Raw genomic sequence first — 18,287 nt, 5'->3', positions numbered from 1 at the left:
TATTATGATCTTGGGGTTAATCTTTGGCCAGACTTCCGCCGGGACAAGCCTTGCAGCTACATCCCAAGCGTATGAATCAGAGCCCCTGGTCGCACACATAATTACCGCGCAGGACGGGATCGCGCCTGACGTCAAGACGATCACTGCAGGACTGCATCTGAAACTGGGCGAAGATTGGAAAACCTACTGGAAGTCGCCTGGTGAGGTGGGAATTCCGCCCAAGATCACTTGGAACGGCTCGCAAAACGTCAGCGACGTACAGTTTCACTGGCCCGCGCCGATCCGTTTTCGCGCCTTCGGGATCGAGAATTTCGGGTACAAGGACGAAGTGGTCTTTCCGCTGACCGTCACACTCGAGAACCCCGGAGCGCCAGTTGACTTGAAGGCCGCTGTGACAACGCTGATCTGTTCCGATATCTGTGTGCCGGTCGAGTTTTCGCTGGACTTGTCGCTGACTCAGGGAACGGGTCGGGATCAGGACTCGGCCCGGCTTATAAATGCCTTTCTGTCGCGGGTGCCAACCACGGGAAACACAAGCGGAATGAAGTCCGACGCCGCGACCCTGGATACCGAGTCCGAGATGCTGACGCTGAATTTCACCAGCGACCTGCCCTTTGATGCGCCTGATGTCTTTCCCGACATGGGACGTGACACCGCGTTTGGTGCACCCGACATCCGGCTCGCTGGCGACAGGCGTCAGCTATGGGTGCAGTTCCCGGTCCTCGCTCTGGCACAGGACCCCCCCGCCTTGTCCGTCACGGTTACCGACACCAACCGCGTGGCCGAGTTTTCGCCCCGTACCGACGCTCCCCCTACCCCGCCACCATATGAGATCGCGGCCGCCGAAACTTCAGCCAGCGCGCTGGTCTGGATCATTTTGCTGGCGGTGGGCGGCGGGTTGATTCTGAATGTCATGCCCTGCGTACTGCCAGTGCTTTCGATCAAGCTTTCCTCGGCGGTAAAGGCTCGCGACCGCTCTGCGGCTCAGATTCGCGCCGGGTTCCTGGCTTCGGCAGCCGGAATCCTGACATTCATGTGGCTGTTGGCGGCTATCACCATTGCGGCGCGGTCGCTGGGCTATTCCGTCGGCTGGGGCATCCAGTTCCAGAATCCGCTTTTCCTTGCGGTGATGATCGTGGTGCTGGCGGTTTTTGCAACCAGCCTCGCGGGCTTGTTCGAGATCACGCTGCCGCAGTCGCTGAACACCCGGCTTGCCCATGTCGAAAAGGGCCGCGTGTCGCTGGTCGGGGATTTCCTGACCGGAGCCTTCTCAGCAGTTCTGGCGACGCCCTGCTCGGCCCCCTTCCTCGGCACGGCGGTGGCCTTTGCCCTGACCGGCCGACCGGTGGATATCGTGGCGATCTTCACCGCAATGGGGGTCGGGCTGGCCATTCCTTACCTGCTGGTTGCAGTGCACCCGAAACTTACCGCCGCTCTGCCTAAACCGGGGCGTTGGATGGTGGGATTAAAATGGGCCCTGTCGGCGGCACTGCTGACCACGATCGGCTGGTTGGTCTGGGTGATGGTCGGGGTGGCCGGAGACACTGCTGCAACTGCTACCGTGCTGGCTGCAACTGTTCTGGTCCTGTTGATCTGGAAAAGTACGATGATGCCACCCGTTTTGCGCTGGACAGCCCTGTTGCTGACGCTGACCGCAGCGTTTGCCGCACCGGTTGCGATTGCCGGCAAAGACCGGTCCAGGCTGCTTGAACCAGCCGGAGAGATCCCTTGGATTACCTTCAGCCGCCCCGAAATCGCCCGCCTTGTGTCGCGCGGCGAGGTGGTTTTCGTCGATGTCACAGCCGACTGGTGTCTGACCTGCAAGGCCAACAAAGCGCTGGTGCTGGAACGCGGCGAGGTTCTGGCAACACTGCAATCGGACAAAGCAATTCCGATGCAGGCCGACTGGACCCGCCCCGACGATGTGATCGCCCGTTTCCTTGAGGACAATGGACGGTTCGGGATCCCCTTCAACATCGTCTACGGCCCGTCGGCCCCCGAAGGCATCGCCCTGCCAGAGATCTTGACCACGAACGCCATTCTCGACGCGATGGAACAGGCCGCGCCGATTGCGGGCGGAGCCGTGGAAAGCGGATCCTGACCCCGGAGTTCACATATCCCGGACGCGGTTGCTCTGCTGCGCTAAACGCATGGTCTCGTGCTCTTCCATATCCAGTATCGCCTGAAAGAGTTCGCGTGCCTCGGGTATCTCGGCACGCCCGTGCAAATACCGATATAAGTCGATCACCTGATTGTGAAGATCGAAGACCGCTTCGCAGATCTCATCGACGCTCATCTGTGCGAACGGCCTGTCGCAGGCGCGATGTGGGTCGATCGGCTCATTGCCCAAATAGTCATATACCCAGGTGTTGAGCGCTTTGGGATCGGCTCGTTTCACGAAACCATCGACGATTTTCTCCAGAGCAGCCTCATGATCGGCGAGGTAGGTAAGCAACATCCTGGCCAGCTCCTGCTCTGACTGTGTCGAACAGTGGGCCAAACATTCGGCGAGCCAATGATGCATTTCCCGCGTCCAGACAATTAGATCAGAAAACGTTTCAACTTTCATGGTCTCAACCTCCTAAAGATCGGCATGCGATAGCCTAAACCGGAATTTTCCAGATGGCTCACTGGGCATCAGCGCGAAGTCGGCGCCGGCCCGATCCACGCCGGGCTGCGGGAATCAACCCCCCAGTTCCAGCAATGCCCGGTCGATTGCCACCTTGCGCGGATCCCCCTGCGGCAGGTCATCCGCCAGATCCCTTGCCCTGCCATAGGCGTTCCGGGCGCCGTCGGTCTCGCCCAGCACCGAATAGGCGTTGCCCAGCCGCATCCAGCCGTCCAGATCGCCTGGGTTTTCCTGCATCCGGCTCGCAAGCCGTTCGACCATCGAGCGGATGAAGGCCTGCCGGTCTTCGTCTGACATCTCCTCGGCCGCCGCCACCTGATCGGCAGTTGGGCCGGGCATGGAAGGGGCAAAAGCCGCCAGATTCACCGGAGCCCGTCCGATCGACGGGGCGATGCGGTTAAGCTGGGCCACAAAACTCTCCATCCATGGCCGGAACTCCTCTTCGGCGTCCATCCGCGTCTTCAGTAGGTCATAGGCCTTATCAGGCGATCCAGCCTGCTCCAGACCAATGGCTTTGTAGAATGTCGCTGCTGGGTTCGATGGGTCCAGTTCCAAGGCTCGTTCAAACGCCCGATCGGCCTTGGGCGTAACGACACCGTCATCGGCATAGACCAACGCCTCGCCATATTGCGACACCAGCGCTGAATTCGCATTGGGTCGGTCCAGCAACCCCTCGAACGCGTCTGCGGCATCTCCAAAGCGTCCCATACGCATATAGGTCTGAGCCAACAACACCCATCCCTCGGTTGGCCCGCCGGTTTCATCCGCCTCAAGCCGCGACTTCAGGCGCACGGCAAGGTCGGCGATTTCACGGGCTTCGGCCTGCTCCCCCTCGCGTTGGGCAAATGGCTGGCTGGGGATGTAGGGACTACCCAGTTGCCAATAAAGACCGGCTCCGAGCGCTGGAACTACCAGCGCGGCAAGTAAAATCAGCGCACGCCCGGAATGGCCCATTATCGCTTTGTCGTCCGATTGCCGGTCAATCGCCTTCAGGCGACGTTCTATCTCGGCTCTGGCGGCCTTGGCCTCTTCGGCTGAGATAATTCCTCGTTCCAGGTCCTTCTCCACTTCGCCGATCTGGTCGGAAAAGATGGCAGAGGCGCTTTCGCGTCTCGACAAGTCCGAGGTCTTGCGCCCCAGGCCGGAGAGGGCGAGCGTCAGAAACACCGCCACGGCCATGAATGAAAAGATAATCCAGATCATGCGTGCGGCTCCGTGAGTGAATGGTTTTCGGGATTCCGTTCTTCGCTCGCGCCGCGTTCCGTCTCTTGTTTTCGCGACTTCCGATATCGGCGCGCATTTTGGGTCAATACCGCTGCAGTCGCGATACCACCCAGCCCCAGGATGACGATAGGCGCAACCCACAGAATGTAAGTTGATGGCTTCCATGGCGGGTTGAACAGAACATAGTCGCCATAACGCGCAACCAGAAAGTCCATAACCTGCTGGTCCGTGTCGCCTGCCACCAGCCGTTCGCGCACAAGCAGACGAAGGTCGCGCGCCACGCCAGCGTTAGAACTGTCGATGTCTTGGTTCTGGCACACCACGCATCGCACCTGTTTCGAAATCGCCCGGGCCCGCTCTTCCAATACCGGATCTGCAAGTATCTCGTCGGGCTCAACCGCGAATGCCGGCTGCGACACCAGCATCGCCAGAGTGACCGCGGTAATTACAATGCGACGTATCATGACGCCTCTCCTCCGGCCGCCCGCGCCTGATCCAGCGCGGTGCGCATCTTTGAAATTGCCTCGTCGCCCAGCACCGGGCCGACAAAACGGAATACGACCTTGCCCGCGCCATCAATCACAAAGGTCTCCGGCACGCCGGAAATCCCCCATTCGATCCCGGCTCGGCCGTCCAGGTCGGAACCGATGCGCTCATAAGGGTTGCCCAGATCGTCGAGCCATTTCCGCGCGTCCTGCGGCTTGTCTTTGTAGTTAATGCCCATCAGGCGAATGCCCTCATCGCGTACCATACGCGTCAGCACCGCATGTTCGGCCCGGCAGGGCACGCACCAGGACGCAAACACGTTGACCACGATCGGAGCTGACCCGTCATTTTCCACCAGATCGGTACTGGACAGCCCGTGGGTATCCAGCCCTTCGACCGGCGGCAAGTCGAACTCAGGCACCGGCTGCGAGATCAAAACAGACGGGATTTCGTTTGGATCGCGATCGGGATTCAGTCCCCATAGCAGGAAGGCACCCAGGATGCCGGCAATCGTAATTGGGAACAGTGCAAATAGACGTTTCATTGCCCTACTCCGCCGCCACCGCAACGGAGCTCTGCCCAGTCCGTTTTCGTGGTGCACCGACGCGTAGACGCCGATCGGAGAGTGACAAGACACCACCAAATGCTAACAATCCTGAACCTATCCAGATCCAGACCACCAATGGCTCATACAAGATACGCAGGGTCCATTTGCTCTGTTCTGATTCCGCCGCCGGTTCCGATATTGAGGCGTAAAGGTCCCCTGCCAACGTCGTTCGAATTGCTGACTCGGTCGTACTGGTACCCGCCACGAGATAGGCCCTGCGCTCGGGTTGAAGCGTGGTGACATAAGCGCCATCGCGAAATACCGTCAGTGTGGCCGCGCGAGACAGATAGTTCGGACCGCGAAGCTGTTCCACACCGTCAAAACGCACGTCGAACCCTGCTATCTCAATCTGTGTTCCGGGCTCGGCAAAAGTCACGACCTCGGATTTCCAAGCGCTGGACCCGATAAAGCCGATCATACAGACAGCCAACCCCGCATGGGCCACGACCATGCCGTAATGAGAACGCGGTAGGCTGCGGGCCCGACGCAGGGACTCGGCCAACGGTGCCTCACCCAGCTTAATTCGGCTGGCCCACTCTGTCAGCACAGCGCCCAGCAACCAAACCGCAAGGCCGATCGACACTACCGCCAAGGCTGGGCCGCCGGTATCCAGATACCACACAAGCAACGCTACGAGCAGGCTAACCCCGGCCACCCATTTGAGCCGGGACAGAACACCGCGCAAATCCGCCCGCTTCCATGACAACAGCGGCCCAATCCCCATTACAACGACTAGAACCAGCATGATCGGCACGAAACTGGCGTTGTAATAAGGTGGTCCAACCGAAATCTTTTCACCTGTCACAGCCTCAAGCAAAAGCGGATAAAGCGTACCGAATAGAACCGTCGCCGTTGCGGTGGCCAGCAGCAGGTTGTTAATAAGCAAACCGGCCTCGCGGCTGATCGGGGCAAAAAGACCGCCGCCCTCCATCTCCGGTGCGCGTATGGCAAACAGCGTCAATGAACCACCGATCGCGACAGCCAACAGCGCCAAGATGTAAATGCCGCGTTCGGGATCGACCGAAAACGCATGGACCGATGTAAGCAAGCCTGAGCGGACAATGAATGTCCCCAACAAGGACAACGAGAAGGTCAAAACGGCCAGTAGGATCGTCCAACTTTTGAAGCTGCCGCGCTTTTCGGTCACAATGGCCGAATGGAACAGCGCTGTGCCAGCAAGCCAGGGCATAAACGAGACATTCTCGACCGGATCCCAGAACCACCAGCCGCCCCAACCCAGTTCGTAATAGGCCCACCAGCTGCCCAGAACGATACCAAGTGTCAGAAACACCCAGGCCGCCAATGTCCAGGGTCGGACCCACCGCGCCCATGCCGGATCGACCCGCCCCTCAATCAGGGCAGCCACGGCGAAAGAAAATACGATAGAGAAGCCGACGTAACCCAGGTATAGGAACGGCGGGTGCATAGCCAGGCCGACATCCTGCAACAGCGGATTTAAATCCTGACCATCCAGCGGTGCCGGAAACACCCGGTCAAACGGGTTCGAGGTGAACAGCATGAATGACAGGAACCCCGCGCTGATCCAGGCCTGCACTGCCAGAGTGCGCGCCTTGAGTTTCAGTGGGATGTTCCGAGCCAACAGAGACACACCCAGCCCGAAAATCACCAATATCAGAATCCACAACAGCAGCGACCCTTCGTGGCTACCCCAGGTCGCAGCCACCTTGAAAAGCATCGGTTTCAGCGAATGAGAATTGCTGGCCACATTTAGCACAGTGAAATCGCTGACCACGAAGGACCACATCAGAGCGGCGAAGGCGATAGCAACCAGCGCTGTCAGTAGGACCGAGGTCGCAGATGCCGATCGCATCCACATGACATTGTTCCGTGCTGCTCCAATCAAGGGAAATACGCTTTGCACCAAGGACACGGCCAGGGCAAGCGCCAGGGCGAACTGCCCGATTTCCGGTATCATTCCAATCCCTCCGGATTTCCGGTTTTGCGGCCTTGTCCGACAATCCAGCGCTGGAGGGTCAAGCGCATTATTGCCGCACCCCCTTCGGCTGATGCATGCTTGACGAGCGCAAATCTGGCCGGCGGCCTTGACCTTCCAGCGCTGGAGACCCCCACCATTTCGACTTCACCGATGGACGTACCGAACACTTTGTTTTCAGGGCAGGGACTCAGGAAACAAACGAACACGAGGGCATCATGACACGGAGCAACAGCAAGATTACGTGCGTCTGGCAACGCCTCCAGGCTGTAATACTGGCTGGGGGGCTGAGCCTTGGGTCAACTGCCATGGCCCAACCGGAAACCCGTCCGGCTGACAACGTGGCGATGAACCCGCAAGCCTCCAGCAACATGTCAGGTATGGGAAGCATGTCCAGGATGATGCGCCCCGACGCGGTGCCGCCAACGGGTGTCGTTGGCGGTATGCATCCACCCGAGGGTGTTTTGATGCCTGTGTTCTCTTACATGAACATGGAGATGGACGGAAATCGTACCGGAACGCAGTCGCTGTCTACCTCGAACGTTCTGTCGCAGTATCCGATCGCGCCGCTCAGCATGAGCATGAACATGGCGATGGTCGGCCTGATGTACGGTGTGACCGACGAGATCTCGGTGATGGCGATGCTGCCCTATACCCGCAAGACGATGAAGCACCAGACCCGCATGGGCCAGACCTTTAAGACCAGGGCACAGGGGTTTGGCGATCTGAAGATCATCGGCGGATATGATATCTACAAATCCGACGGGCAGGTGCTGGAACTATCTCTTGGCCTCAGTCTGCCGACTGGCTCGATAGACGAGACCGACACCACGCCAGCTGGGCCGGACCAGCTGCTGCCCTACCCCATGCAACTGGGTTCAGGCACCTACGACCTGCTGCCGGGCGTCACCTATACGGGCCAGAACGCGGATTGGTCTTGGGGCGCCCAGCTGGCCGCCGTGATCCGGATGGGTGAGAATGATGCCGGTTACACCTTGGGTGACGTCTATTCAGCAACAGTTTGGGGTGCACGGCGCTGGAATGACCAGTTCAGCTCCTCGTTGCGGGTGGTCGGCGACATCGTGGAAAACATTGACGGGTCGGATGCGCGCCTGAACCCAGGCATGGTGCCCACCGCTGATCCGACCCTGCGCGGCGGCCAGTTTCTGAGTATCGGAATCGGAGTGAATTACCTTGTGCCGGGGTCGGGCGTTTTGGCGGGCACGCGCCTGGGTATCGAGGGCGTGATCCCTGTGTATCAAGATCTGGATGGGCCCCAGCTTGAACGCGATTACGCAGTCTCCTTCGCGATACGCAGGGCGTTCTGACCCTTCAGCCCCAAACCGACTGTAAACGGACAATCAGCGCCGCCGCGGTGGTCAGAACGACCACTGACACCGCCATCAGTAGCAGGGCCAATGTCACAGGTCCGCCGCGCCCAGGTACGCGACGTGCCAGTTGGGCTGCAAATCCAGTACCGTGGGCGATCTGGCTCTGAACGACGGATAGGTATAGCGGCAGCGCTCCGACCAGCGTGGCGTACAGGTAAACGCCTGAGATGTTCTCGAAGTAGGCGGAGCGTACCAGCGTCGGACCGACTACCCGCAACGCCACTACGGGATCACCGCCGAAAGACCCGAACCAGTCTGCCGAAAGCGCGTAGATCAGCGCGTGCAGCGCGATGAACAGGACGGCCCGTAGCAGCAGGTCAATTAGCAGATACCGGGCCGGGATGGCCCCCCTGCCCCGCGCCCTTACCCCAACGGCGAAAAGAAAAAAGCTGAGATAATTTAAAAGGAAAACGACCGGCAACCCATTCGTCACCACCTGACGCAAAAACCGAACAAACGCGGGACCACTGTTCAGGAGGTGCGTCGCAAAGCCCGGCGTGCGCAAAACGAAGATGGCCAACAGCGGAAACAACGCAAGGCAACTGACGATCAGCGTGTTTCTGGCAAACTTCCAGAAAGGCAATTCAGTGGCAAAATATCTGTTCATTTCATTTAGTTTGCCAACGGTTCCAGCGCAATGTCGATGCCAATTGGTTTACAGACCTGCGACAGAACCTCCGATTTTATTATTCCGCAAGCCCTCTACCTACTTTACGCGCAAAATCTGTTACTTTTGCTCGTTACTTTTGTTGCGCTATCAGTTTCAAGTTACACTCGATAAGTATCCCTTATCATGACTGATTGATTTCGCCGGAAAATGCGCGCAGAATGTGCCTCATGAAGCCCCTTGCGCCTTACCTCCCCAGCCCCTCCCCAGCCCTCTCCGCAGAAGATCAGGAGGCGCTCACCGATCTTTATGTGCGCGGCACGCCAGCCAATACGCTGCGCGCTTATGAGCGCGACCTGCTCTATATCACCGCCTGGAAGTCCGCGCGGTTCGCAGCGACGCTGGACTGGCCGGAATCTGAGGCCACCGCTCTCACCTTCATTCTCGATCACGCTCGCGATCTGAATGACGCACCAGAAACGGATGTGGCGCGCGAAACCGCAGAAGCGCTGATTACTCAGGGGCTGCGGAAGTCCCTCGCCTGTCCTGCCCCTTCGACGCTGGACCGGCGCATCGCCTCCTGGCTTGCCTTTCATCGAATGAAGAACCTGACCAGTCCTTTCGGTGCGCCGCAGGTGAAGCAGGCCCGTGCCAAGGCGCGCCGGGCTACAGCCCGGCCCCCTGCCCCAAAATCGCAGCACCCGATTACCCGCGATGTTCTCGAGCAGTTGCTGACCACCTGCCGGGGGTCGCGGCGCGATTGCCGCGACCGGGCGATCCTGATGCTGGGTTGGGCTTCGGGCGGGCGGCGAAGGTCCGAGATCACCGGATTGATGCGGGAAGATGTGTCCTTGAAAGAGTTCGAGGCCAAGGGTCTGGTGTGGATCTCGCTGCTGGAAACCAAGACCACCCAAAAGAGGGAAACCCCGCGGCTGGTGCTCAAGACCCGCGCGGCACAGGCGCTGGTGCATTGGATCGAGGTGGGCCAGATCAGGGATGGGCCGCTCTTCCGACCCATCTCCAAGGCTGACCGGGTGCTCAAGCGCCGCCTCAGCCCGGATGCGATCTACCAGATTGTTCGGCACCGGTTGAAACTGGCGAGGCTGCCCGAAGGCTTCGCCTCGCCCCACGGGCTGCGCTCGGGTTTTCTGACCCAGGCCGCACTGGACGGTGCCCCGATCCAGGCCGCCATGCGCCTGTCCCTACACCGCTCCATGGCACAGGCGCAGAAATACTACGATGACGTCGATATCGCCGAAAACCCGGCCGCAGACCTGTTGGGGTAAGCTGGTGCTAAACGAAGAAAGCGGTAACCCGTGGGTTACCGCCATTAAAATTAAGAAATCTGAGCATGGGTAACCCGCGGGTTACTACTCGTTCAAAACAGCTTCGAAAGCCTCAACCGCTCTCTGGAGCTTTGACCGGTCAATCGAACTAAAGTCCTGACCAGACAATATCCTGCACTCTCCCTTGCGCGCAGTGATTTTTGAAGCGCCCACGTGGAACTCATACTTCACGCTCTCAACCTTCTCACGCCGCTTGCCGCTAGCTGGTTCAGCATCAGAACTTGCCACGAAAGCATCAAGTATTTCGTTTTGCTCACCGGCTGTGGATGCGCGCACTAACACATCTCTTAATGCAGCAGCTGAAGCCGATGACGCTCGAAGTTTCCGCGCAACCTCAACGCCAAGGTTTCTGGAAACACTCTTTGGAAACGGCAACGCACCCTCAAGTTCACTGAGCAGGTAAACAAAGCTACGAATATAGGAGCGTTTCATCTTGTGCAGGGATGAGTACAGCCTTCCGACCAAAGCTTCTGCATCCCCTGCCCCCAACTCTGAATCTTTAGAAGCAAGAATTGCCACTTGCGCCATCTCAGCAAACGTCAAGTCTTCCCGAACAACGTTCTCTTCAACCATGTCAATATAGAGGTCGATGCGATCACTCTGGGATTTGGCAACTCGCGCCGTAACACTGGAAAAGCGTTCATCACCGGTCTCTTCATAAAGCTGCTTAAGAGCAGTTACTCGTCTCCAACCTTTTTTGAGTTGGAAGCGTCCATCTGAATCCTTATAAAGCTCTATGGGCTCCTTCTGGCCGCGTTCCTGAATTGAAGCCTTGAGTTCATCCATCTCGTCGGAACTTGCGACAGCCGAAAGATCCAAGCGATCTCGTGGCAGATCTGTCGTATGAATTTCATTGATGCCAACCGCAACCAAGACTCGCCCCTCATCACGAGCTTTACGATACTCCTTAGCATCGGAGGCATTTTGCCGTCGCTGTTCGACACGGTTCTCAGTGCTTTCATTTAGGCTGTTTGCTGTCTCGCGAACCGCAGCCCCCATCGGCCCCACTTCGCGGCGGCGTGTTTTCTTGAGGTCATCTTCATCAATTGGAGTGAAGCCAAATTTATTCCCGCTCATTCTACCCGCTCCTCAATTTTAGTACGTGCCTCCCAAGCCCTTAGGACGACATCCCTAAATTCGCTGTATGCATTATCAAATGACTGACGCGCCCGTTTCCATGTGTCCCGAGTCATCTGTCTGTAGTCCTGCTCGTAAACAGACATCTGGAACCTACCAGATTGCTCGACCGCACGTGTCATTTCGATGGGATTTTGACAGACATCGGCGCCGAAGACATTTTTGAAAGCATCCATCATCGCGACGTGCAAAGAGTTGCTAGCCTCGAAGCGAGTCATGAGAACACGTATGTCATCGAACCTTTTAGGAAGCGTGATACCAGCATCCTGTGCAATACGTTCGAACCCGCTGGTTATGTCTTCCAAGGCATCGCCAAGCTGACCAAGATAACTCGTTGTGCTGTCATACTCCCAATAACCAGGACCAGACGGAATATAGAGGATGTCAGCAGCAAAGGCCGCATTCAAAGACTGGTATCCAATTGCCGGCGGGCAATCGAAAACAATCAAATCATATTGGTCGTCAGGCAACTCATCGAGATATCTTGCTACGCATCCAAAAAAACTCCATGCCTTATGAATGGACCTGTACTGAGCGGACGCAAATTCAACGAAGGCCGCGTTCGCACAGCTCGGGATGATGTCGATCGTCGACCAAGAAGTTCTTTGAATGAAGTCTTGTACACGTTGCGCGCCAATCGACTGAACATCTTCAGGCAATTCGTCGGCAGTAGGGTAGGGGCAATCTGCGGGATCATCATATTCGTCCGCGATCCGGTTCGCCTCACGGCAGAGATCGCGGCACATAATGCCCCAGACAGTATTCCACTCTCTAACTTCAGCCAGACCCATCGAATGCGTGAGTGTCGCCTGGGGGTCGAAATCCACCACCAGAACACGGTAACCATCAAGCGCGGCCGCATTCGCCAAGTGCTGGGCAACGACAGTTTTGCCGACACCACCCTTAAAGTTCGAAACCGCTACTCTCATAGCCCGGCCTGCCGGCCTTTGAGGCAGAAGGCTTTTACCTCTAAATCTCAGGCGCCGTCTCAACTCATTTATCTCAGCCAGAGAAAACCATCTTTGCCGCCCATCATCTTCAGTCGCCCCTTGCGGAAGAGACGGATCTTCGGCCAACTTCTTTCTCAAGGTGTCCGCCGGGACATCAAACATGAACTGGCTAATTTCCCAGATCGAGAATGGTCGAAGCACTTTCTCGTCAGCGGGCGAGAAAGTAGCGCGGCGGACGGCAGCCTGTTGGGCCAGGCTTCGTTCGTTCATAGCTTGAAGGTCGGTGTGGTCACGCATGGTGCTGCTCTTGTTATATCACGGATGTCTTCTAATAACGCGATTTTGGAAAACTGCAAAACGTAAAGAATGGAATTTCCGCTTTTTCGCCTCCGACTCGGTAAAAACGGGAGGTATTTCGAAAGCGAAGCTATGTTTTGGTGACAGGCAGCGACCAATTACCAGATATATGGTGACACTCGACCCCCAATATGGTGACAGCATAGTGTCACCTATAACCTATTAACCGAATTTTCTTTTGATTTTGAAGAAAGAGGCGGTCATCCTGTTTTTCAAAGCCCGTTGACAAACTACGGGATTTCATCACACTGAACCCAATTGATGGAATCGGTCAGCGAAACCGATCCGCTCGAGGCACAGTGGCAGTATCAAAATGGAAATAAAACGATTTACAGGATTTCAGGCCGGTTCTCAGAAGTACGATCTTTTGACTGCAATCTCTGTTGCGGGATTGAATGGCACACCCGGTTTTCAATGTTCGATGATGCGGCTCATTGCGTTGATAACGGCCCGATACAACTGGCGCACTGATGAGCTGACGGTCGGACAAAAAGAAATGGCCCGCCTCTGGTCTGTGGACGAACGAACCGTCAAGAGAGAAATTAAGCGATTGACGGATTCAAGTATACTTCTCCAGCTTAGGCCTGGGGTTAGAGGCCGCGTCGCAGCGTACCGACTCAACTACACGGAAATTTACCGTCTGAGCGAACCGGTTTGGCGAAATGTTGGTTCTGATTTTGTATCGCGCATGGAGACACAAACTCCAAAACCGACCGAAAAGGTTGTTCATGTACAATTTGGCCAAGAAAAACCAGAAGCTGTTGAACATGAGGGACAAGACCTTCAGGATCCGTGGGGCAGGGCGCTTCGGCGCCTATCAGAGTCTGAAGCACTATTGTTTAAAAGTTGGTACTGCGATCTCAAATTTGTTGAAATACAAGATCAGACAATCACCTTGCGCGCACCCAGCAAGTTCATCGCACAGTACATTCAATCTCACCATTTGAAACCTTTACTTGGAGCGGTCCAGCTCGAGTTCGGGCGAATTCAGAAAGTGTGTTTGCTCGGCTAACAATCCAGATTTGTAAGTCGCACGCTGTGCCGTGAGACAACCGAAATTGCTGATTTCAACCGTTGAGTTTGGCCTCGAACATCCCGATGGTTTTCAGAATGTTGTCGAACAAGGGGGGATCCCCGATGATCATTTCTTGCATCCCCACATAGTCCCGGCGCAGCGCTGCTTTCAGCTCAGGGTTCGGTAGCAATCTTAGTGATCCGGGCCTGGCATTCTCGTAGTTAGCCCAAGCCGCTTTGAAGAAGACGGACTTATGGTGTGCAACCTGATCCAGCAAATCGATCTGTTCGATAGCGCGAGAATGGGTCTCGTGTTTGATCAACTGAGCCATGTCGTAATAATGGCGCGACATACGGTCAGCCAGAGGTTTGGTGATGTCCTGATGATAGAGCATATGCAGGATCGTGGCTTTCTCCCAGAATGTGCGTTCAACACCCAAGACCTTCACATCGACGTCGCTCGCCTCCAACAGGTCTGGAAATGCCTGATGCACATAAGGTGATATCCTGCGGGACTCGGCTGGAAGGTGAACCCCACGGGCGCCAAATTCGAACCGCACTACCGGCTGGATGTAGCCGCTGGCCGCACTTGTCTCGGATGGATAGGCGAAAAGCAAGGTTTGTGCATCATTAGGATCGACCGAGAGGGAAAAGTGCTGATCAAGCACGGCGCCAAACTTGATCTTGGTTTCTTTCAGAAGCGGTCCTGAGACTACTTTGGTGGCCGTATCCTGAAGCTCCTGCAGCAGTTGCTTTTGTTTTTTGCCTGAAAGGGCAGGGTGCTCGGGGTCACGTGTGCCGTCGAAACCGAGCTGTGCCCGGTCGAGAGACAGATCCACGTCTTCTGAGAACCGATGGATGATGTCATAGACCTTGGATAGCGATGTCCCACCCTTGAAGATCATGTGAGTGCCAAAAGAGGGCAGGGCGAATAGATGTTTCAGCGACCAGCAGACCCAGAAATCCTTCTCAACGATTGCCTTGGAAATGCCAAGCTTTGCGGCCGTTTCCTGAAACGCTTCTTCACGGTTCTTTGGAGTATCGTTGGCAAACTGGTCCAAGATCAGACCCATGCCACGATTTGCTGCACTACCGGGTGCATCCAGGCCGGAACATATCTACTTTGTCTTGCGAGCAATGCGCGGTCCTTAACATCCAGATTGCGGGCCAGCGTGTCGACAACACGGCTATCCACCCGGTTTTTGCCAACATAGCGTAACGCCTGAAATACGGCGCCGGTTTTCTGGCCTGCACCAACTAGCGTTTTGGATGATGCATTCCGGAACTGGATGACTTGTCGACCAACTGTCTTGGTGCGGGTCGGGCCGTCGGTCATGTAAGTCGGCTTGGACGGCACTTGGGTCGACAGCCCCAACTGGTTGGCTGCCATGGCAGGGGAGGGCTGTAGAACCTGATTGTCTTTGCGTGCAATCGCTTTGGCAATGTCATCGGCTGACGGAGACAACAGCCCTAATCGGGCGCTCTTTCTCGGATAGTCATAAAGCCCACGCGTTAACCGTCGGATCATCCCTTGATCTGCCAAACGCGACAATGCCTGATCCACACTTGCGCGGGAGCCAATATCCAGAAAGTCGGTTGGCGCAAAGATTGCGCCCCGGCCTTTTCCGATGATGCGTTGTCTAATCGATGAAGTGATCATAGTTTTCTCCTTGTCAGAAAATATAATACTTTTTTCTGACTTACAAGTTAGCAGAGTATCTGGGTGATTTTGTAAGTTGAGCGGGAAGTGGAAGTTCGCTGCAGTCGCTACGCATGCTCGCAGGAAATGCGGAAGCTGACGTTTAGATAGCTTCCCAAGCGAGCATCTTTCTGTCCCGCCGCAAGGCGGCTCCGAGTTCGTACTTCATATGAATGGTCCATGCCGAAACTGGCGCAATGGGCGGGAAACGAACCTTCGTCGTGTCAATCCCGAACTCCGCTATGCGGCCTAAGCCGAGCTAGAGCTTGTCCACGCCGGTCATATTGATTGAATTCCGAAAGTGTGGAAACGTTCATATGGTAGACGCGTTAACGGCGATATTTCACATGAAGCGTATCCTGTTCTCAGTTGTGTTTTGTTTTCTGCCTGCGATGGTGCTGGCGGACAAAGTTGCCTTGGTAATTGGCAATGCGAACTACCAACATGTCAGCAATCTCAAAAACCCGTCGAATGATGCGATCGACATTGCAGAGGCATTGCGCAGGATCGGGTTTGAGGTCACAACAGGTCTTGATCTGGATTACCGCGACATGCGCCTTGCCATACGTGACTTTGGAGAAAAGGCAAAAAACGCCGAGTCGGTCATCGTATACTTCGCCGGCCACGGCATCGAGTTGGACAACACGAACTTCCTGATCCCTGTCAGTGCGGAACTGCGGAGCGACCGTGACATCGAACTCGAGGCAATCCGCCTCAACACATTGATTAGCTCCATCGCGGGCGCACCCGGCTTGAAGATCGTGTTGGTTGACGCCTGCCGCAACAATCCATTCCTCGCGACTATGGAGCGCACAAACAGCACCCGCTCAATTGGACGCGGACTTGCACGTATCGATCCGGGAGGTGTGTTGGTTGGATATGCTGCAAGGAGCGGAACGCTGGCGCTTGACGGCGATGGCCGCAACAGCCCCTATGCTCAGGCTCTGCTCAACCACATCGAGGAACCCGGACTTGAGATTGGCAAGTTGTTTCGGCGAGTCCGCGACAGGGTTTACACTCTGACAGAAGGCTATCAGGAGCCATTTACTTATGGCTCGCTTCCCGCCAGAGACATTTTTCTTGTTCCAGATGCGGCTGCAGGCTCGACGCCAGAGGAAGAAATTGAGCGTGTCGAAGACCAGATTTATGCGGACTTTGAACTTGCGCGTTCGCTCGGAAGGCTTGATGCGATCGAGATGTTTCTGGAGCGATACGAAGGCGAAAGGGATCATTTTGCAGTCGCGCTCGCCCTTTCGTTGCGGGACGACTTGCTTGCTGAGCACCAGAAGGACGAAGTGCCGGGCAACAGTAGTACTGCGCGAGACAAAGTAGCAGCTCTTGTGCCGACATCGCCTCAAAGCGCGAAGGATGATACAGAGACGCGCAGCCTGATCCGTGATATACAAACTGAGCTAAATCGCGTTGGCTGCAGCGCTGGCACAGCGGACGGTGTTGCGGGCCCACGCACGAGATCTGCTTTCTCTCGGTATATCAGCGCTAGAGAGAATCTTGGACTGACGCCTGAGAGCCTCGAGACCAGTGAAACTCTTGCCGCACTTCGAGGAGAGCAAGGAAGAGTCTGTAATCAGTTGGTCGCGCCGTCTTTCGCGACTTTTGATGGTGACTACATTGTCTTAATCAGACGCAGATGGGACGATGATTATTGGCAAACAACCAGTCGGCCCGACAAGGCCTATTTCCCCGGAAAAATCGAGCCACTTGCAGCCTTGCGCATCAATCGCAATGGAGACAAGCTGACCTTGCTATCTGCCCAAGGCTTTGCGGCCGAAGGGCCTTGGTTTAGGGACTTCACTGGCAAATTCGATGACTCCGGTCAGTTGAAATTGCGCTTCACATTGAGTTCGCATTTCGGGCAGGCGACACCCTATAAGGTCAATATAAGCGTCAAACTGCCCGAAGGACTTTCGCCAGGAAGAAGGCTTGTCTACGAGCCGCGCAGGATTGACGGGCAGTTTTTTCTGAATTTTCTAATACGCCGTGTCAGTTGAAACTTTAAAGCGATGTCCTTGCCTGCTCCGCAAGAAGACCGTCGCTCTGGGCTCCTCGTCGCTGTTCGCCGCAGATTTCGCCAAGGTCTTGTTTGGGCCGTCCGCGAAGACGGCCCAAGTTGTTAGATTTCAATGGCCTCTGCGATCGCAAGCGCATCTTCCAGCTCAACACCGAGATACCGGACGGTGCTGTCCATCTTGGTGTGCCCAAGTAGCAGCTGGACCGCCCGCAGGTTGCCGGTCTTCTTGTAGATCTGTGTGACTTTTGTCCTCCGCATCGAATGCGTTCCGTATGCACTGGCCTCCAGACCGATCGACGTGACCCAATCCCGGACGATCCGGGCGTACTGGCGTGTCGAGATGTGCAAGCGTTCATGGAAACGACCCGGCCATAGGTACTCCGAGCCGACCATGAGCTCATCTTCCATCCACTTTTCAACCGAGGCGCGTGTGCCTTCGGAGATTTCAAAACGAACCGGCTTCTGCGTTTTGCTTTGCAACACCGAAGCTCGTTCCTTGATCTGGCCGGACGCCATCACGTCGACGACTTTCATCTTCACGAGATCGCAGCCACGCAGTTTGCTGTCGATTGCCATATTGAACAGCGCCAGGTCCCGATGGTTCTCGGCGAGTTCAAGTCGAACACGGATTGCCCAGACGTGTTTTGGTTTCAGTGGCCGTTTTTGCCCAACGATGCGCCCTTTGTTCCAAGCCGGGCGAAGCGCACGAATGGCCGGTAAGTTTGGTGTTTCCATGACTGATCCTCCGATCCGCCATGCCCTCCCACAACGACAACCTGACGTTGACGATGCCTCCATATCACGGGATGCTGCGTCGCATCCGAGGTCGGGGCTGAGCCCAAATTGACCAATTCTGT

16 protein-coding genes are annotated in these 18,287 nt (G+C 56.3%); 5 read left to right on the top strand and 11 right to left on the bottom strand.

Features of this window, described 5'->3' with window-relative positions; translation table 11 throughout:
• Nucleotides 1-4: 4 nt before the first annotated feature.
• Nucleotides 5-2,101, top strand: coding sequence for a protein-disulfide reductase DsbD family protein (locus tag ACR0J8_RS19200; protein ID WP_170418009.1), 2,097 nt, complete (start codon nucleotides 5-7; stop codon nucleotides 2,099-2,101).
• 9 nt (nucleotides 2,102-2,110) lie between these two features.
• On the opposite strand, the gene ACR0J8_RS19195 is transcribed toward ACR0J8_RS19200, so the two are convergent.
• From ACR0J8_RS19195 to ACR0J8_RS19175, 5 genes are all read right to left on the bottom strand, one after another.
• Nucleotides 2,111-2,569, bottom strand: a complete 459-nt coding sequence (locus ACR0J8_RS19195) for an ATPase (RefSeq protein WP_170417881.1) — start codon at nucleotides 2,567-2,569, stop codon at nucleotides 2,111-2,113.
• A 114-nt stretch (nucleotides 2,570-2,683) separates the two neighbouring features.
• Nucleotides 2,684-3,832 carry a c-type cytochrome biogenesis protein CcmI gene (gene ccmI, locus ACR0J8_RS19190; protein ID WP_170417878.1) on the bottom strand — a complete coding sequence of 383 codons (1,149 nt, stop codon included), beginning with the start codon at nucleotides 3,830-3,832 and terminating at the stop codon, nucleotides 2,684-2,686.
• The gene (locus ACR0J8_RS19185) at nucleotides 3,829-4,317 is read right to left on the bottom strand and encodes a cytochrome c-type biogenesis protein (RefSeq protein ID WP_170417876.1); all 489 of its coding nucleotides are present in this window, start codon (nucleotides 4,315-4,317) and stop codon (nucleotides 3,829-3,831) included. Before ACR0J8_RS19185 ends, ccmI begins: the two co-directional genes overlap by 4 nt.
• Complete coding sequence (locus tag ACR0J8_RS19180) at nucleotides 4,314-4,883, bottom strand: DsbE family thiol:disulfide interchange protein (RefSeq protein ID WP_170417873.1); 570 nt, start codon at nucleotides 4,881-4,883, stop codon at nucleotides 4,314-4,316. The genes ACR0J8_RS19185 and ACR0J8_RS19180 overlap by 4 nt, the downstream gene beginning before the upstream one ends.
• Before the next feature lie 4 nt (nucleotides 4,884-4,887).
• Nucleotides 4,888-6,882 carry a heme lyase CcmF/NrfE family subunit gene (locus tag ACR0J8_RS19175; RefSeq protein WP_170417870.1) on the bottom strand — a complete coding sequence of 665 codons (1,995 nt, stop codon included), beginning with the start codon at nucleotides 6,880-6,882 and terminating at the stop codon, nucleotides 4,888-4,890.
• 236 nt (nucleotides 6,883-7,118) lie between these two features.
• Here ACR0J8_RS19175 and ACR0J8_RS19170 point away from each other — a divergent pair, with 236 nt between their 5' ends.
• Nucleotides 7,119-8,228, top strand: a complete 1,110-nt coding sequence (locus ACR0J8_RS19170; protein WP_170417865.1) for a transporter — start codon at nucleotides 7,119-7,121, stop codon at nucleotides 8,226-8,228.
• 4 nt (nucleotides 8,229-8,232) lie between these two features.
• Here ACR0J8_RS19170 and ACR0J8_RS19165 read toward each other — a convergent pair whose 3' ends face one another.
• A complete protein-coding gene (locus tag ACR0J8_RS19165) occupies nucleotides 8,233-8,898 on the bottom strand; it encodes a hypothetical protein (RefSeq protein ID WP_050605729.1) in 666 nt (221 codons plus the stop codon).
• A gap of 230 nt (nucleotides 8,899-9,128) precedes the next feature.
• On the opposite strand from ACR0J8_RS19165, the gene ACR0J8_RS19160 reads away from it, so the two are divergent.
• Nucleotides 9,129-10,184, top strand: a complete 1,056-nt coding sequence (locus tag ACR0J8_RS19160) for a tyrosine-type recombinase/integrase (protein ID WP_170702624.1) — start codon at nucleotides 9,129-9,131, stop codon at nucleotides 10,182-10,184.
• Between the two features lie 84 nt (nucleotides 10,185-10,268).
• Here the strand turns inward: ACR0J8_RS19160 and ACR0J8_RS19155 are convergent, their stop codons facing one another.
• The gene (locus ACR0J8_RS19155) at nucleotides 10,269-11,321 is read right to left on the bottom strand and encodes a ParB N-terminal domain-containing protein (RefSeq protein ID WP_170702625.1); all 1,053 of its coding nucleotides are present in this window, start codon (nucleotides 11,319-11,321) and stop codon (nucleotides 10,269-10,271) included.
• Entirely contained in the window at nucleotides 11,318-12,628 is a 1,311-nt protein-coding gene (locus tag ACR0J8_RS19150; protein ID WP_170702626.1) for an AAA family ATPase, read from the bottom strand. Before ACR0J8_RS19150 ends, ACR0J8_RS19155 begins: the two co-directional genes overlap by 4 nt.
• Nucleotides 12,629-13,001: 373 nt before the next feature.
• Here ACR0J8_RS19150 and ACR0J8_RS19145 point away from each other — a divergent pair, with 373 nt between their 5' ends.
• Nucleotides 13,002-13,700 carry a DnaA N-terminal domain-containing protein gene (locus ACR0J8_RS19145; protein ID WP_170702627.1) on the top strand — a complete coding sequence of 233 codons (699 nt, stop codon included), beginning with the start codon at nucleotides 13,002-13,004 and terminating at the stop codon, nucleotides 13,698-13,700.
• Between the two features lie 55 nt (nucleotides 13,701-13,755).
• Here the strand turns inward: ACR0J8_RS19145 and ACR0J8_RS19140 are convergent, their stop codons facing one another.
• Together ACR0J8_RS19140 and ACR0J8_RS19135 are read right to left on the bottom strand one after the other, a co-directional pair.
• On the bottom strand, nucleotides 13,756-14,775 hold the full coding sequence (locus ACR0J8_RS19140; RefSeq protein ID WP_170702628.1) for a nucleotidyl transferase AbiEii/AbiGii toxin family protein: 1,020 nt from the start codon (nucleotides 14,773-14,775) through the stop codon (nucleotides 13,756-13,758).
• Complete coding sequence (locus tag ACR0J8_RS19135; RefSeq protein WP_170702629.1) at nucleotides 14,766-15,362, bottom strand: DUF6088 family protein; 597 nt, start codon at nucleotides 15,360-15,362, stop codon at nucleotides 14,766-14,768. Before ACR0J8_RS19135 ends, ACR0J8_RS19140 begins: the two co-directional genes overlap by 10 nt.
• Before the next feature lie 386 nt (nucleotides 15,363-15,748).
• Here ACR0J8_RS19135 and ACR0J8_RS19130 point away from each other — a divergent pair, with 386 nt between their 5' ends.
• Nucleotides 15,749-17,410 (top strand): caspase family protein, encoded by a 1,662-nt coding sequence (locus ACR0J8_RS19130; protein WP_170417841.1) that lies wholly within the window; start codon nucleotides 15,749-15,751, stop codon nucleotides 17,408-17,410.
• A gap of 122 nt (nucleotides 17,411-17,532) precedes the next feature.
• Here the strand turns inward: ACR0J8_RS19130 and ACR0J8_RS19125 are convergent, their stop codons facing one another.
• A complete protein-coding gene (locus tag ACR0J8_RS19125) occupies nucleotides 17,533-18,165 on the bottom strand; it encodes a tyrosine-type recombinase/integrase (protein WP_093037018.1) in 633 nt (210 codons plus the stop codon).
• Nucleotides 18,166-18,287: the final 122 nt, after the last annotated feature.

It is taken from the genome of Ruegeria sp. N11 (genome assembly GCF_056531525.1).
Note: the sequence above shows the minus strand (reverse complement) of the source record. Positions and strands in the feature narration are given on the sequence as shown.